Origin of the sequence: Nocardioides abyssi, from assembly GCF_030412915.1 — a bacterium.
GTDB lineage: Bacteria > Actinomycetota > Actinomycetes > Propionibacteriales > Nocardioidaceae > Nocardioides > Nocardioides abyssi.
Map to the genome: position 1 here is coordinate 535694 of NZ_JAUHJR010000002.1, position 14944 is coordinate 550637.

Annotated in this window: 13 protein-coding genes; 8 read left to right on the plus strand and 5 right to left on the minus strand. The window is 74.6% G+C overall.

The features are described from left to right. Positions 1-103 precede the first annotated feature (103 nt). Positions 104-964, plus strand: a complete 861-nt coding sequence (locus tag QWY29_RS07660; protein WP_300960123.1) for an aldo/keto reductase — start codon at positions 104-106, stop codon at positions 962-964. Positions 965-1007: 43 nt separating this feature from the next. Here the strand turns inward: QWY29_RS07660 and QWY29_RS07665 are convergent, their stop codons facing one another. Next, positions 1008-1442 carry a DUF309 domain-containing protein gene (locus QWY29_RS07665; RefSeq protein ID WP_300960124.1) on the minus strand — a complete coding sequence of 145 codons (435 nt, stop codon included), beginning with the start codon at positions 1440-1442 and terminating at the stop codon, positions 1008-1010. Positions 1443-1505: 63 nt separating this feature from the next. Next, complete coding sequence (locus QWY29_RS07670) at positions 1506-3653, minus strand: DUF5005 domain-containing protein (protein WP_300960125.1); 2148 nt, start codon at positions 3651-3653, stop codon at positions 1506-1508. Between the two features lie 188 nt (positions 3654-3841). On the opposite strand from QWY29_RS07670, the gene QWY29_RS07675 reads away from it, so the two are divergent. After that, positions 3842-4255: a lipopolysaccharide assembly protein LapA domain-containing protein gene (locus QWY29_RS07675; RefSeq protein ID WP_300960126.1), complete on the plus strand. Its 414-nt coding sequence runs from the start codon at positions 3842-3844 to the stop codon at positions 4253-4255. 238 nt (positions 4256-4493) lie between these two features. Here QWY29_RS07675 and QWY29_RS07680 read toward each other — a convergent pair whose 3' ends face one another. Further along, positions 4494-5678, minus strand: a complete 1185-nt coding sequence (locus QWY29_RS07680; RefSeq protein ID WP_300960127.1) for an ROK family transcriptional regulator — start codon at positions 5676-5678, stop codon at positions 4494-4496. Positions 5679-5762: 84 nt separating this feature from the next. On the opposite strand from QWY29_RS07680, the gene zwf reads away from it, so the two are divergent. The 6 genes from zwf to QWY29_RS07710 all read left to right on the plus strand — a co-directional run bounded on the left by zwf (position 5763) and on the right by QWY29_RS07710 (position 11719). Continuing rightward, a complete protein-coding gene (gene zwf / locus QWY29_RS07685; protein WP_300960128.1) occupies positions 5763-7250 on the plus strand; it encodes a glucose-6-phosphate dehydrogenase in 1488 nt (495 codons plus the stop codon). Continuing rightward, positions 7247-9148 carry a phosphogluconate dehydratase gene (gene edd, locus QWY29_RS07690; protein ID WP_300960129.1) on the plus strand — a complete coding sequence of 634 codons (1902 nt, stop codon included), beginning with the start codon at positions 7247-7249 and terminating at the stop codon, positions 9146-9148. The genes zwf and edd overlap by 4 nt, the downstream gene beginning before the upstream one ends. A gap of 10 nt (positions 9149-9158) precedes the next feature. After that, entirely contained in the window at positions 9159-9833 is a 675-nt protein-coding gene (gene eda, locus QWY29_RS07695; protein WP_300960130.1) for a bifunctional 4-hydroxy-2-oxoglutarate aldolase/2-dehydro-3-deoxy-phosphogluconate aldolase, read from the plus strand. Positions 9834-9977: 144 nt separating this feature from the next. After that, on the plus strand, positions 9978-10616 hold the full coding sequence (locus QWY29_RS07700) for a hypothetical protein (RefSeq protein WP_300960131.1): 639 nt from the start codon (positions 9978-9980) through the stop codon (positions 10614-10616). A 108-nt stretch (positions 10617-10724) separates the two neighbouring features. Then, positions 10725-11234 carry a glutathione peroxidase gene (locus tag QWY29_RS07705; RefSeq protein WP_300960132.1) on the plus strand — a complete coding sequence of 170 codons (510 nt, stop codon included), beginning with the start codon at positions 10725-10727 and terminating at the stop codon, positions 11232-11234. Next, complete coding sequence (locus QWY29_RS07710; RefSeq protein WP_300960133.1) at positions 11234-11719, plus strand: SRPBCC family protein; 486 nt, start codon at positions 11234-11236, stop codon at positions 11717-11719. The genes QWY29_RS07705 and QWY29_RS07710 overlap by 1 nt, the downstream gene beginning before the upstream one ends. Before the next feature lie 134 nt (positions 11720-11853). On the opposite strand, the gene QWY29_RS07715 is transcribed toward QWY29_RS07710, so the two are convergent. Both QWY29_RS07715 and QWY29_RS07720 read right to left on the minus strand, forming a co-directional pair. Beyond that, positions 11854-14178 carry an MMPL family transporter gene (locus QWY29_RS07715; RefSeq protein ID WP_300960134.1) on the minus strand — a complete coding sequence of 775 codons (2325 nt, stop codon included), beginning with the start codon at positions 14176-14178 and terminating at the stop codon, positions 11854-11856. Between the two features lie 91 nt (positions 14179-14269). Further along, positions 14270-14863: a TetR/AcrR family transcriptional regulator gene (locus QWY29_RS07720; protein WP_300960135.1), complete on the minus strand. Its 594-nt coding sequence runs from the start codon at positions 14861-14863 to the stop codon at positions 14270-14272. Positions 14864-14944 lie beyond the last annotated feature (81 nt).

Consider the following 14944-nt stretch of genomic DNA (forward strand, 5'->3'; position numbering starts at 1 on the left):
CCCCGGGTCACCCCGGGGCCTTCGTCGTTCTCCGGGGCTTCGTCGTTCCCGTGCTCGTGGGGCGTCGGTGGAATGCCTGCAGCCGATCGTTGTTGGGGTCCCCATGACCACGACACTCGGAGAGCAGAGCGGCACCTTCACCATCGGCGGCGACCTGGAGGTCCGCCGCCTCGGCTACGGATCGATGCAGCTGACCGGCCCGGGCGTGTGGGGCGACCCGAAGGACCCCGACGAGGCGGTCCGCGTGCTGCGCCGCGCGGTCGAGCTGGGCGTGAACTTCATCGACACCGCCGACTCCTACGGCCCCGTCGTCGCCGAGCAGCTGATCAGGAAGGCGCTGCACCCGTACGCCGACGACCTGGTCGTCGCGACGAAGGCCGGTCTGACCCGGCAGGGCCCGGACGTGTGGACGCCGGTCGGCCGACCGGCGTACCTGCGCCAGCAGGCCGAGCTCTCGCTGCGGAACCTCGGCGTCGAGCGGATCGACCTGATGCAGCTGCACCGCGTCGACCCCGACGTCCCGCTGGAGGACCAGGTCGGCGAGCTGAAGAAGCTGCAGGAGGAGGGCAAGGTCCGCCACATCGGCCTGTCCGAGGTCTCCGTCGAGCAGGTCGAGCAGGCGCGGAAGGTCGCCGACATCGCGACCGTGCAGAACCTCTACAACCTCGCCAACCGCTCCGCCGAGGAGCTGCTGGACCACTGCGCGACGGAGGGCATCGGGTTCATCCCGTGGTTCCCGCTCGCCACCGGCCAGCTGTCCGGCCCCGGCAGCCCGCTGACCGCGATCGCCGAGGAGAAGGGCGCGTCGGCCTCGCAGCTCGCGCTCGCCTGGCTGCTGCGTCGCTCGCCGGCGATGCTGCCGATCCCGGGCACCTCCAGCGTCGCGCACCTCGAGGACAACATGGCGGCGGCGTCGATCGAGCTGACCGACGAGGAGTTCGCCGCTCTCGAGGCGGCCGTTTGACCTCGCCCGGTCCCGGCCCCGGTCGCGCCGGTCCCGTCAGGGGTCAGGCGTCGACCCGGGACCGGGCGCACGCGACGACCGCCACCAGGTCGAGCCCGTAGGCCGGGCCGTCACCGGCGGCGTACGTCGCCAGGTTGGCGGCGCCGCGCTCGACCAGCCGACCCGCACCGACCGCGTTGCCGCGGGCGGCGTGGGTCAGGCCGACGCAGAGCTGCGCGAGTCCCTGCCACAGCGGTCGCTCGGCCTCGGGGCCGGACTTCCACCGGACCTCCAGCGCCTCGTGGGCGGCGAAGGGGCGACCGAGGTCGAGCAGCTCGCGGGCGTAGGAGACGGTCTCCGCGCCCGGGAGCGGCTCCTCGGAGATCGGCTCGACGCCGGGTCGGCCGTAGGGCAGCGGGCGGCCCAGCTCGTCCCGCGGACGCGCCTGCTCGGCCCGGCCGTGGGCGTTGCGGTCCCGTTCCCTGCCTCCGCGCTCCATGCCACGACCCTCCCACCGCCGTGGTGGCGCCGGGTCAGGGGAGCGGCAGGGTCAGCGTCTGGGTCAGGGGAGCGGCAGGCGGAGGAACCGCGGCCGGTAGAGCAGCGGGTCGTCGAGGACCTCGCCGACGTCGGTGCGGTTGCGGCTGTAGGACACGACCACCGACCCCGGCCGGGGGAGCAGGTCGGGGTGGGCGAGCGGCATGTAGCGCAGCTCGCCGGTCGAGCTGTCCGACGGCAGGTCGGCGACGGGCGGTTGGGCGGTGAACGGCCCGGTCGGGGCGGGGGCGGTCCAGAAGACGAGGTCGGAGCCGAGGAACTCGTCGCGCTTGCTGAAGGCGTACCACCGGCCGTCGCGCTCGAAGACGCTGAGCGTCTGGGAGGTCCCGCCGGCCGCGGCGACGAGCTCCGCGGCCGCGGCCGGGTCGCGCACCCAGCCGGCGCCGTCCCAGTAGCGCCACCGGTCGGGGTCGAGCACGTCGTCGGGCCGCACGCGGGCGACGCGGAGGGAGAAGCCGGTCGGCGTCCCGTCGTCGGGCCGCGCGGTGCCGTAGAGGTACAGCCACCCGCCCTCCAGCGCGGTCGCCGCGCCCCACATCGGCCGGGTCGTGTCGGCGGAGTCCGGGCCGACGTCGACGCGGTCGACGAGCTGCGGCGTACCGCCCTCGGGGACGACGAAGAGGGCGACCGCGGGGCCGACGTTCTCGAAGCCGAACGCGTCGTCGCGGTCGGTCGAGCGGACCCGCTGGGCGGTGACCGTGACGAGGTCGTAGCCGGGCCGGCCGCTCGCCACGACCGACATCGGCCAGTAGCCGACCTCGCGGTCGCGGTCCGGCACGACCGCGCCGCCGCCGGCCGGCACCACGACCTGGAGGCAGCCGGGCTCGACGACGAGCATCGAGTTGCGCACGAACCGCTCATCGCCCTCGCCGCCGCGCAGGGTGTCGCCGAAGACCCAGATGTTGCGCCCGTCCTGCAGCCCGGCCTGCGCGCCGACGTCGCCGCCGCGGAACTGCGGCGAGCCGCGCAGCTCGGTGATCCGGTTGAGGTCGTCGACCGTGCGGACGGGTCCGGTGGGCTCGCAGGTGCTGGCCGAGGCGAGGCTGGGGTACGCCGCCGCGTCGTCCGACCCGGGGAGCAGCGTCACGGTGAGCACCGTCCCGGCCGCCAGCGCGGCCAGCACCGCGACCAGCTGCAGCCGCCAGCGACCGCTCGTGGGCACGTCGTCGGCCACGCCGGACGGTCCGGCCGCCGCCGGGCTGTGCCGCACGCCGTCGAACCGGGTGAGCGCCAGGACGAGCAGGCCCGTGGCCACCACGGCACCGAGGAACCACAGGGCGCGGCCCGCCCCGCCGCCGGCCGCCGCGTCCCGGACCCCGTCGGCGGCCGCCCCGGCGCTGGTCCACCGCACCAGGTCGGCCCACGGCCCGGGGAGCAGCAGCGGGTCGTCGGCCACCAGCAGCGGCGCGGGCAGCACCAGCAGGCCCGCAGCGCCGATGAGCAGCCCGGCCAGCCCGAGCAGCGCCTCGAGGGCCAGGGTCAGGAAGCCCGCGGCGAGCACCCCCAGCGCCAGCACCGTCGCGACCTCGGTCGCCGCGCCGCCGGGCACGTCGGGCAGCAGCGGGGTCACCCCGACCGCGAGCATCGCGAGCGCGCCGACCGCCGCGAGCCGGAGCAGGCCGCGCGGCAGCGTGCGCGCGAACGGCCCCCACACCAGGGAGACGACCAGCACCAGGACGAACCCGCCGCCGGCAGCGGCCAGCCCCAGCACGTCGTACGCCGGCGCGTCGCGCACCGCCCCGGCCCCCGCTCCCGCCCGCTCGACCGACACCGTCCGGCCCCGACGCTCCTCGGCGGCCCGGACCGCGGCCACGACGGCGCGGTCGAGCTCGGGGGTGCGCAGGCGGGGGAGGAGCAGGGTGTCCTCGGTGCTGCTCAGGTCGACGACCACGACCGCGACGACCTCGCCGTCGGCCAGCGCCCGCTCCGCCTCGGCCCGGTCGCCCTCGGGCGCGGCGTCGAAGGGCGCGCCGGGCAGCGCGTCGACGTCGCCGGCGAGCGGTCCGACCACGACCTCCGGCCCGACCAGGAGCACCGGCGCCCGGTGCGTGCGGCCGGCCGCGGCGTCGTCGAGGACGGGCAGCACGGCCACCAGCGCGGCGAGCAGGACCACCAGGCCGGCGATCGTGCGCAGGCGCCGCCGAGTGCTCACCGGGCCAGTCTGCCCACTCGACCCGGTGGCCGCTCACCCCCGGTCACCCGGTCACCCTCGGGTCACCCGTGCAAGCAGGACGAGCCCGGTGGTCACGGCCGCGAGCAGCCACGCGGCGGTGCAGGCGAGGAAGGGCGCCCCTCAGCCGTACGCCACGCGCGGGGGTCCTGGGTGGGTACCGGGACGTCATGACGCACACGCCCGACGAGGCTGCGACCGGCCCGAGCACCCCCGCGGGGACCGGTCCCGAGCCGACCTCCCCGGCCACCTCCGCCACCCCGGCCACCGAGCCCGCTGGCCAGCCGGCCGCCCAGGCGCCCTCGTCGCGCGGCGGGGACCCGCTCCGCGGCTCGCTGACCAGCGGGGTCTGGGCGGCGCTCGTCGCCTTCGGCCTCGTGCTGGTGCTGCTCGTGGTCTTCATCGCGCAGAACACCGAGCCCGTGCTCGTCCGGTTCCTCGGCTTCGAGGGCGAGACCCCGCTGGCCGTCGCGCTGCTGATCGCCGTCGCCGCCGGTCTGCTGCTCACCGCCCTCGCCGGCACGCTGCGCCTGTGGCAGGTCCGCCGCCGCGTCCGCCGCGAGACCAAGCGCGCCCGGCGCTGACGCCCGCCCGCGTCAAGAGTCGGCCGTCACTTCACGGCCATCCCTCCCGCTCCGCGGCCGATGCGATGGCCGCGAAGCGTGAGCATCCCAAGTTGACGTGGGATGTGCGCGCCACGTAGGTACCCCCATGGGGTATCCGAAGCGGAGGTGTTGGGCCTCCGCAGGACGTTCTGGGCCGATGCATCACCCCAGAAGGTCTGGCGTACCACCTATAGGTGGTACGCCTGCACCCCCCGCCTCAGGCCTCCGCGCGGGCCGCGCGGAGGCGCGCGTCGACGGCGGCGGGGGAGAGCTCGTGGTCGATGACGAGGGCGGCGCAGCCGACGAGGCCGGCGGAGTCGCCGTGGGCGGCGGGGGCGAAGCGCAGGTCGCGGGTGACCGAGCCGGCGGCGCGGGCGTAGACGGACTCGCGCATGCCGGCGGTGTAGAGGTCGAAGGCGGAGCCCATGTCGCCGCCGACGACGACGGTCTGCGGGTGGAGCAGGTTGACGGCGACGGCGAGCACCTCGCCGACGCGGCGGCCGCTCTCGCGCAGCAGGCTGCGGGCGACGGGGTCGCCGTCGAGGGCGAGGGCGACGAGGTCGCGGACGTGGCGGGCCTCGGCGCCGCCCTCGACGAGCCGGTTGACCATGGCCCAGCCGGCGGCGACGGTCTCGAGGCAGCCGTGGGCGCCGCAGCGGCACAGCAGCTCGTCGGCGCCCTCGACGCGGGTGTGGCCGAGCTCGCCGGTGACGCCGCGGGAGCCGTTGACCAGCCGTCCGTCGGCGATGACGCCGATGCCGAGGCCGGTGGAGGCCTTGACCACGAGCACGTCGCTGCCGAGCGGGGCGGGGCCGAACAGCTCGGACCGGGTGAGCGCCGAGGTGTCGTTGGTGAGGTGGAGGGGGGCGGTGCAGGCGTCGGTGAGGTACGGCGCCAGCGCGACGCCGTCCCAGCCCTTCATGACCGGGGCGTCGACGCTGACCCGCCGCTCGGGGTCGACCGTGCCGGGCAGCGAGAGCCCGATCCCGAGGACGGGCGGCTCGATCCCCACCAGGAGCGTCCGCAGCCGCTCGGCGACGCCGGTCATCACCTCGTCGGGCCCGCTGCCGACCTCGTGGTCGCGGGTGTCGCCGACGATCTCGCGGCCCTCGAGGTCGAAGACGCCGACCTGGGTGCGGGAGCGGCCGACGGCGATGCCGACGACGACCGCGGCGTCGACGTTGAAGGCGAGCGCACCGGCGGGGCGGCCGCCGGTGGAGGCCAGGCCGCCGCCCTCGACGAGCAGGCCGGCGCCGACCAGGGCGGAGACGCGCTGGGAGACGGCGGTGCGGGAGAGCCCGGTGGCGCGGCCGAGGTCGGCGCGGGTGGTCGCCTCGCCGCCGCGGACGAGGGACAGCAGGCCGCCGGCGGTGGTCTCGACGGGACCGGGGGAGGTGCTCACCTGCAGATGAAAGCACGGGCACTTTGTCCACGAAAAGTCCCAAGTGGGGTTGTATCGATCCAAAAGTCCTGAGACCGTGGACCCATGAACGCCTCCGACAGCCCGTCCCCGCACGCGGCCCTCCCGGAGCACTGCGACTTCACCGTCTTCGGCGGCACCGGCGACCTGGCCCTGCGCAAGCTCCTCCCCGCGCTCTACCACCGCGACCGCGAGGGCCAGCTGCTCCCGGGCCACCGCATCGTCGGCGTCTCCCGCAGCGCCCTCGACACCGACGGCTACCGCTCGCTGGTCCGCTCGGCGCTGGAGACCCACGTCCCCGCCGGCGAGCTCGAGCCGGCCGCGGTCGAGCGGCTCCTCTCCCGCCTGCACCACCTCGAGCTCGACGCCCACCAGCCCGAGGGCTGGCACGAGCTGCACGGCCTGCTCAAGGACCGCCCGGGCGCCGACCAGACCGTCCGCGTCTACTACCTGGCCGTCGCGCCGGGCCTGTTCGGCCCCACCTGCGAGCGCCTCGACGAGCTCGGCCTGGTCGACGAGCGCTCCCGCGTGGTGATGGAGAAGCCGATCGGCCACGACCTCGCCTCCGCGCGAGCGGTCAACGACGCGGTCGGCCGGGTCTTCGCCGAGCACCAGGTCTTCCGCATCGACCACTACCTGGGCAAGGAGAGCGTGCAGAACCTGCTGGTCACGCGCTTCGCCAACGCCTTCCTCGAGCCGCTGTGGAACAGCCGCTGGGTCGACCACGTGCAGATCACCGTCGCCGAGACCGTCGGCGTCGGCGGGCGCGGCCCCTACTACGACAACGCCGGCGCGCTGCGCGACATGGTGCAGAACCACCTGCTCCAGCTGCTGTGCCTGGTCGCGATGGAGCCCCCGACGTACGTCGGTCGCGAGACCGTCCGCGACGAGAAGCTCAAGGTCCTCCAGGCGCTCAAGCCGCTGACCCCCGCCGACGTCGACCGCGACACCGTGCGCGGCGCCTACGAGGGGTACGCCGACGAGGTCGACCACCCCGACTCCCGCACCGAGACCTTCGTGGCGCTCAAGGCCGAGGTGCAGAACTGGCGCTGGGCCGGCGTGCCGTTCTACCTGCGCACCGGCAAGCGGATGGACCAGCGCGCCTCGGAGATCGTCGTGGTCTTCAAGGAGCCGCCGCACGCGATGTTCCCGCAGAGCGAGGGCACGACCGCGCCCAACCGGCTGCACATCCTGGTCCAGCCCGACGAGGGCATGAAGCTGCACCTGACCGCCAAGGAGCCCGGCCCGGGCGGCATCCGGCTGCGGCCGGTCTCGCTCGACCTCTCCTACGCGACCGCCTTCGACCAGCGCTCGCCCGACGCCTACGAGCGGCTGCTCATGGACGTCGTCCGCGGCAACCCGACGCTGTTCATGCGTCGCGACGAGGTCGAGGCCGCCTGGACCTGGGTCGAGCCGATCCTGGCCCGCTGGGCCCAGCGCTCCGCCGAGCTCGAGGAGCGCCCCGAGACCTACCCCGCCGGCTCGTCCGGACCGACCGCCGCCGCCGACCTCGTCGAGCGTGACGGCCGCACCTGGCAGGAGACCGACCAGTGAGCCAGCAGATGCACCCCACCGTCGCGGCCGTGACCGCGCGGATCACCGAGCGCAGCGCCGCCGGCCGCGCGGCGTACCTCCGTCGCGTCGAGCAGGCCGCCGACCGCGCCCCCGCCCGCCACCGGCTGGCCTGCGCCAACCTCGCGCACGGCTTCGCCGCCTCCGAGCCGGCCGGCAAGGCCGCGCTGCGCGGCCGGGTCAAGCCCAACGTCGCGATCGTGACCAGCTACAACGACATGCTCTCCGCCCACCAGCCCTTCGGCACCTACCCGCCGGTGCTGAAGAAGGCGGTCGTCCGCGCCGGCGGCGTCGCCCAGGTCGCGGGCGGCGTGCCGGCGATGTGCGACGGCATCACCCAGGGCCGCGACGGCATGCAGCTCTCCCTCTACAGCCGCGACGTGATCGCGATGTCGACCGCGATCGCGCTCGCCCACGACATGTTCGACAGCGCGCTCATGCTCGGCGTCTGCGACAAGATCGTCCCCGGCCTGCTCATCGGCGCCCTGTCCTTCGGCCACCTGCCGACGGTCTTCGTGCCCGCCGGGCCGATGGCGTCGGGCCTGCCGAACGGCGAGAAGGCCCGGGTGCGCCAGCTGTACGCCGAGGGCAAGGTCGGCCGCGAGGAGCTGCTCGAGGCCGAGGCCGCGTCGTACCACTCGGCCGGGACCTGCACGTTCTACGGCACCGCCAACTCCAACCAGCTGATCATGGAGGTGCTCGGGCTGCACCTGCCCGGCTCGTCCTTCGTCAACCCCGGCACCCCGCTGCGCGAGGCGCTGACCCGCGCCGCCGCGACCCGGTCGGTGCAGATCACCCGCCAGGGCGGCGAGCCGACACCGATCGCGAAGGTCGTCGACGAGAAGGCGGTCGTCAACGCCTGCGTCGCCCTGCTGGCCAGCGGCGGGTCGACCAACCACACGCTGCACCTGGTCGCCATCGCCCGCGCCGCCGGCATCACGCTGACCTGGGACGACCTCGCGGACCTGTCCGCGGTCGTGCCGCTGCTGGCCCGGGTCTACCCCAACGGCGCCGCGGACGTGAACCACTTCCACGCCGCCGGCGGCATCGCCTTCCTCGTCCACACCCTGCTGCGCGCGGGGCTGCTGCACGAGGACGTGTGGACGATCGCCGGCCGCGGCCTGCGCCACTACACGACCGAGCCGGTGCTGCGCGGTGACGGCGAGACCGGCGACCTGACCTGGGAGGAGGGTCCGAAGACCAGCCTCGACCTCGACGTGCTGCGCCCCGCCGACGACCCGTTCTCGGCCACCGGCGGCCTCGAGGTGCTGCACGGCCCGCTCGGCACGGCCGTGGTCAAGACCTCCGCGGTCGGTCCCGAGCACCGGGTCGTCCGCGCCCCGGCGATGGTCTTCGACGACCAGGCCGACCTGCTCCAGGCCTTCCAGGACGGCCTGCTCGACGGGCGCGACCTGGTCGCCGTCGTGCGCTACCAGGGCCCGGCCGCCAACGGCATGCCCGAGCTGCACAAGCTCACCCCCGCCCTCGGCGTGCTGCAGGACCGCGGGCAGCAGGTCGCGATCGTCACCGACGGGCGGATGTCCGGCGCCTCGGGCAAGGTCCCGGCCGCCATCCACGTGACCCCGGAGGCCGCGCTCGGTGGACCGCTCAGCCGGGTCCGCGACGGGGACCTGGTCACCGTCGACGCCGAGCGCGGGCTGCTGTCGATCGAGACCCACGACGGCGCCGACCTCGCCTCCCGCGAGCCCACCGGCCGCGCGCCGGAGGGCGAGGGCGCCATCGCGGGGACCGGTCGCGAGCTCTTCGCCGCCTTCCGCGCCACCGTCGGCCCGGCCGACGCCGGGGCCAGCGTCTTCCCCTCCTACGACGCCCCCGTCCAGCCGACCCCCCGCGAGGTGCCCGTTGTCCAGCCCGTCTGAGTCGCCGGCCGTGTCGCCGGCCGTGTCGCCGGCCGAGTCCCTGCTGGACGCCCTCGCCGAGCGCGCCCCGGTCGTGCCGGTCGTCGTCGTCGACGACCTCGCCCACGCCGTGCCGGTCGCCCGGGCGCTGGCCGCCGGCGGCGTGCCGGTCGTCGAGCTGACCCTGCGCACCCCGGTCGCCCTCGACGCGATCCGCGCGATCGCCGCCGAGGTGCCCGAGGTGCTCGTCGGCGCCGGGACCGTCGTCACCCCCGACCAGGCCGAGCAGGCCCGGGCCGCAGGTGCGCAGTTCCTCGTCTCGCCCGGCGCCACCCCCCGCCTGCTGGCCGCCATGGACGCCACCGGCCTGCCGTTCCTCGCCGGCACCGCGACGGTCTCCGAGGTGCTGGCCGTGCTGGAGACCGGCCGCACCGAGATGAAGTTCTTCCCCGCCGAGGCGTCGGGCGGGGCGGGCTTCCTGGGCTCGGTCGCCTCGCCGGTCCCCACCGCGCGCTTCTGCCCCACCGGCGGGATCACGCCCGGCAACGCCGCGGCGTACCTCGCGCTCCCCAACGTCGCCTGCGTCGGCGGCTCCTGGCTCACCCCGAAGGACGCGCTGGCCGCCGGCGACTGGGCCCGCGTGACCGCCCTGGCCGGGGCGACCGCCGCCCTGCGCGCGCCCGGTCAGGACCAGCTCGCGGGGTGATGGACCGCGGGGGTCGCCCGCCCTACTGTGTGCTCGCCCTGCAGGTCTCGAGCCCGCCGGGCACGGCGTCCCCGCTCGACCGTGGGGGGAGGGCGGGGACGTCCGCACGGGGCGGCCGGGGGCGCGGCCCGGGATACTGACGGGGTGACCGCCCCTTGCCGCCGGCCGCGCCGCGTGCCGGTGCTCCCGGTGGTCCTCGTGGCAGCGCTGGTGAACCTCCCCGTCCTGCACGGCGTCGTGCTCGACCGGCAGCTCGCCGCCGACGGCGTCGACCGGTCCGTCCGGGTCGAGGCGCACCGCGAGGCGGGCGGGCGGCACCTGCTCGACTACGTCGTCGCCGGCTCGGGTTACGTCGCCGACGTCGAGGAGGACGTCTACGAGGCTGCGGTCCGCACCGGCGAGGTCGAGGTGCGCCTGCTGCCCGACGAGCCCAGCACCCACCGCGTCGCCGGGGAGGTCCGCAGCCGCGTCGGGCTGGTCGTGGTGCTGCTGACCGACGCGGCGCTCGTGCTGATGCTCGGCCTGCTGTGGCACTTCCGCGGCCGCCGGGACCCGCAGGTGCGGATGGTCGCGGTGCGCGACGTCGAGCGCTGCCCGCCGGGTGCCTCGCTCGAGCAGGTCGGCGAGGACCGGTACGTCGCGTGCGGCGACGTGCTCGAGATCGGCGACGACGCGCTGGTGCTCGACCTCGGCGACCGCCGCGTGGAGGTGCTGCTCGGCGGCCACGCCAACCCCGTGGGCCACCAGCAGCCCGCGCGGGTCACCGGCCGGCTGCTCGGCTGAGCACCCGCCACGGCCGCCGCCGGACCCGACCCGGACTCGCCGCGGACTCGCCCCGGACCCGCCCGGACTCGGCCCGGGGGCAACCGGCGGGCTGCCATGCTGGCGGCCATGACGACCCTGCACGACTTCTCCGCCCGCGGCATCGACGGCAGCGACGTCGACCTCGCGGCGTACGCCGGCCAGGTGGTCCTGGTGGTCAACACCGCCTCGCAGTGCGGGTTCACCCCGCAGTACCAGGGCCTGCAGGCGCTGCACGACCGGTTCGCCGACCGCGGCTTCGCGGTGCTCGGCTTCCCGTGCGACCAGTTCGGCGGGCAGGAGCCGGGCAGCGACGAGGAGATCTCGGGCTTCTGCGAGCGCAACTTCGGGGTGACCTTCCCGCTGTTCGCCAAGGTGGAGGTCAACGGCCCCGGCGCCCACCCGGTCTTCGAGCACCTGCGCTCGGAGAAGGGTGGCGTGCTCGGCGACCGGATCAAGTGGAACTTCACCAAGTTCCTCGTCGGCCGCGACGGCCGCGTCGTCGACCGCTACGCGCCGACGACCAAGCCGGAGAAGATCGCCGCCGACGTCGAGGCCGCCCTCGCCGCCCCGGTCCCCGACGGGCAGGCGCCGGCCTGATGGCGCGCTTCACCTCTGGCACCAAGGCCGAGGCGGTCGTCCTCGCGCCGCGGCAGGCGATCTGGGACGTGCTCACCGACCCCGCCCTCGTCGCGGAGCTGACCCCGCTGCTGCAGCGGATCGAGGCCGACGGCGAGCACTGGACCTGGCACATGACCGGCATCGACGTGCTCGGCGTGAAGGTCAAGCCGACCTTCACCGAGCGGATGAGCTACCGCGACCTCGAGCGGATCGACTTCGTCCACGAGCCGCCGGTCGGCGTGGACGAGCGCGCGGGCGTCGAGGGCTGGTACGTCCTCACCGAGGTGCCCGAGTCGGAGGGCGGCGGCACGCACCTGGCCACGAGCCTCGACATCACGCTCGACCTGCCGCTGCCCAGGCTGTCCTCGCCCGCCGTCACCGCCGCCATGCGGGGCGTGATGGGACAGATGGGCGAGCGGTTCTCCAGGAACCTGCTCGCCCACCTCGGCGTCTCCGAACGCTGATCCCGAGCCTCGGGGCCGGTTCCGGGGGTAGTAACAGACAGAAACGTCCGCCACGGTGACCGTGACGGACGTTTCCGACCGTTACTACCCCGACGTACGCCGCGGGGAGAGCCGCGACGTACGCCGGAGGTGCGTCAGACCGGCTGGCGGTCGGCGGCGTGCTTGCCGGGGGTGGCCTCGTCGGGGACGAGCTCGCCGCCGGTGCCGCGCTGGAGCTTCTCGCCCTCGACGTCGACGTTCGGCAGGAGCTTGTCGAGCCAGGCCGGGAGCCACCAGGCCTTCTCGCCCATCAGGTAGAGCAGGGCCGGGACGAGCGCCATCCGGATCACGAACGCGTCGAGGAAGACCGCGACGGCGAGCGCGAAGCCCATCGACTTCACGATCGGCTCGTCGATCAGCATGAACGCGGCGAAGACCGAGATCATGATGACCGCGGCGGCCGCGACCACGCGGGCGCTGTTGCGGAAGCCGTCGACGACCGCGTCGCGGGTGGACATGCCGTGCACGTGCGCCTCGCGCATCCGCGTCACCAGGAAGACCTGGTAGTCCATCGCCAGGCCGAAGACCAGGCCGATGAGGAAGATCGGCATGAAGCTGACGATCGGCTGGCCCTCGACGAGGCCGAAGGTGCCCTCCTGGAAGACCGCCACGGTCACGCCGAGGGTCGCGAGCACCGACAGCAGGAACCCGAGGGTCGCGGTGAGCGGCACCAGGATCGAGCGGAAGACGATCATCAGCAGGATGAACGCCAGGCCGATGACGACGAGCAGGTAGATCGGCAGCGCGTCGCTGAGCCGCTCGGAGACGTCGGTGAAGATCGCCGTCGTGCCGGTCACGCCGATCTCGGCGCCGGTGCTCTGCTCGATGTCGGCCTGCCCCTCGCGCAGGTTGGTGAGCAGGTCCTCGGTGGCGGTGTCCTCGGGGCCGGTCTCCGGGGTGACGAGCACCTGGGCGCCGGAGCCGTCCTCGTTCTGGCCGGCGACCTGGGCGTTGCGGACGTCGTCCTGGCCGGCGGCCCACGCCACGACCTCGCCGTACGCCGCCTGGCGCTCGTCGACGGGCACGTCGCGCCCGTCGACCACGAGCAGCAGCGGGGCGTCGCGGCCGGGGCCGAACGCGTCGGCGACCAGGTCGGAGGCCTGGCGCTGGGTGGTGGCCGGCGAGGCGGTGCTGTCGGTCGGGAAGGCCAGGTGCAGGTCCTTCATCGGGATCGCGAGCGAACCAAGCGCGATGACGACCAGCGCGACGACGGCGAGCGGCTGCTTGCCGACGAGGCGGGCCCAGCGGACGCCGTTGTTGAGGATGCGGCCGTCGTGGTCGCGGGCGGGCCGGTAGCGACGGATCGTGCCGGCGAACACCTTGGAGCCGAGCATGCCGAGCAGCGCGGGCAGCAGGGTCAGCGCGACGAGCACGGCGACGAGCACGGTGCCGGCGGCCGCGATGCCCATGGAGGTGAGGAACGGGATGCGGACGACCGAGAGCGCGGCGAGCGCGATGAGCACGGTCAGGCCGGCGAAGACGACCGCGGATCCGGCGGTGCCGACGGCCAGGCCGGTGGCGTCCTGCCGGTCGGAGGTGTGCTCCATCTCGGCGCGGAATCGGGCCAGGATGAACAGGCAGTAGTCGATGCCGACGGCGAGGCCGATCATCGTGGCCAGCAGCGGGGTGGTCGACCCGATGTCGGTGAACGCGGTCATCAGGCTGATGCCGGTCACGCCGAAGCCGACACCCACGGCGGCGGTGACGATCGGCAGGCCGGCCGCGACGAGCGAGCCGAAGGTCAGCACGAGCACGACCAGGGCGACCGCGATGCCGATGAGCTCCGAGGAGCCGCCGATCTCGGGGATGCCGGCGCTGCCGGAGCCGTTGGCCTCGACGGTCAGGCCGCTGTCGCGGGCCTCGGCCATGACGTCCTCGAGCGCCTCGATGGTCGAGGGCTTGACGTCGGCGACCGACTCGACCGCGAAGTCCCAGGTGATGGTGCCGACCCGGCCGTCGTCGGACAGCGGCGAGAGCGCGGCGGCGTTGGCCTCGGCGGTCTCGACGTCACCGCCGGCCTCCTTCGCCGCCTCGACGATCTGCTGGCGCTGCTGCTCGGCCGCCGTCACCGGGTCGGCGAGCGGGGTGTCGGGCATCTGCGGGAGGCCGGAGAGCTCCTCGACCAGCGCGCCCGTCGCCTTCGTCCACTCCCGGTCCGCCAGCTCCTCGCCCGCCGGCGCGGCCACGACGACGTTGACCGTCGCGCGCTCGGACGGGTCCGGGGCGCCGGGGAAGAGCTCGGCCTGCATGTCGGCAGCCTTCTCCGAGGGGATGCCCGGGATGGAGAACGAGTCGCTCATCGGCTTGGAGAACGCCGCGACGGACGCACCGAGCGCGATGAACAGCACGACCCAGGTGGCGATGACGAGGGGCCACCGCCGGTAGGCGGTGAGTCCGAGGCGGTGCAACAGGGTGGCCATGGGGTTCCTTCAGTGGTGTCGGGCTGTGGTGTCGGGCAGGTGTCGGGCAGGTGTGGGGCTGGTGCGTCGAGCTGGGGGCGCCGGTGGTCCGCTAGGACAGGAGCAGCCGGGCGGCGGCGAGGTGCTCGTCGAACTGGTCGGCGAGCGGGCGGTCGTCGCCGTCGGCGTACGCCGCCATGACGCTGTCGAAGACGGTGACCAGGAGCCGGACGAGCAAGCGTGCGCGCACGCCGCCGAGGCAGGGATCACGCTGGGCGACGAGCGCGGCGATGTCGGCGCAGACCTCCTCGAAGCGGGCGTGCACGGCGATGAGCAGCCGCGGGGTCACCTGCAGGATGTGCTGGAGGCGGCGCACCTGGTCGCGGTGGACCCGGTGGCTGTCCAGGATCGACCGGGCGAGCACGGCGAGGTCGTCGACGAGCACGCCGTGGGGGCCGCCGGCGACGAAGGCGGCGCGCACGTCCGCGGGGATCTCGGGGACGTTGCCGAGGACGGCGTCGAGCTTGCTCGGGAAGTAGTTGAACAGGGTGCGGCGGGAGACGTCCGCCGCGGCGGCGAGGTCCTCCATGGTGAAGCCGTCGAGCCCGTGCTGCTCCACGAGCCGCTGGGCGGAGTCGGAGATGCGGTCCTCGGTGTCGCGGCGCTTGGCGTCGCGGCGCGAGAGCTCGGTTGCACTTCCAGTCACGGAGTGCAGTGTTGCACGCGCGTGCAAGAAGTGCAGAAATGTGACCGCCGTCACGAGGCGGTAACCGCGTGCGCAGCGGCG

Bases quoted from the DNA above. Each gene is read 5' to 3' on its own strand.
- QWY29_RS07660 (WP_300960123.1), top strand. From the start codon at position 104: ATGACCACGACACTCGGAGAGCAGAGCGGCACCTTCACCATCGGCGGC.
- QWY29_RS07665 (WP_300960124.1), bottom strand. From the start codon at position 1,442: ATGGAGCGCGGAGGCAGGGAACGGGACCGCAACGCCCACGGCCGGGCC.
- QWY29_RS07675 (WP_300960126.1), top strand. From the start codon at position 3,842: ATGACGCACACGCCCGACGAGGCTGCGACCGGCCCGAGCACCCCCGCG.
- zwf (WP_300960128.1), top strand. From the start codon at position 5,763: ATGAACGCCTCCGACAGCCCGTCCCCGCACGCGGCCCTCCCGGAGCAC.
- QWY29_RS07705 (WP_300960132.1), top strand. From the start codon at position 10,725: ATGACGACCCTGCACGACTTCTCCGCCCGCGGCATCGACGGCAGCGAC.
- QWY29_RS07710 (WP_300960133.1), top strand. From the start codon at position 11,234: ATGGCGCGCTTCACCTCTGGCACCAAGGCCGAGGCGGTCGTCCTCGCG.
- QWY29_RS07715 (WP_300960134.1), bottom strand. From the start codon at position 14,178: ATGGCCACCCTGTTGCACCGCCTCGGACTCACCGCCTACCGGCGGTGG.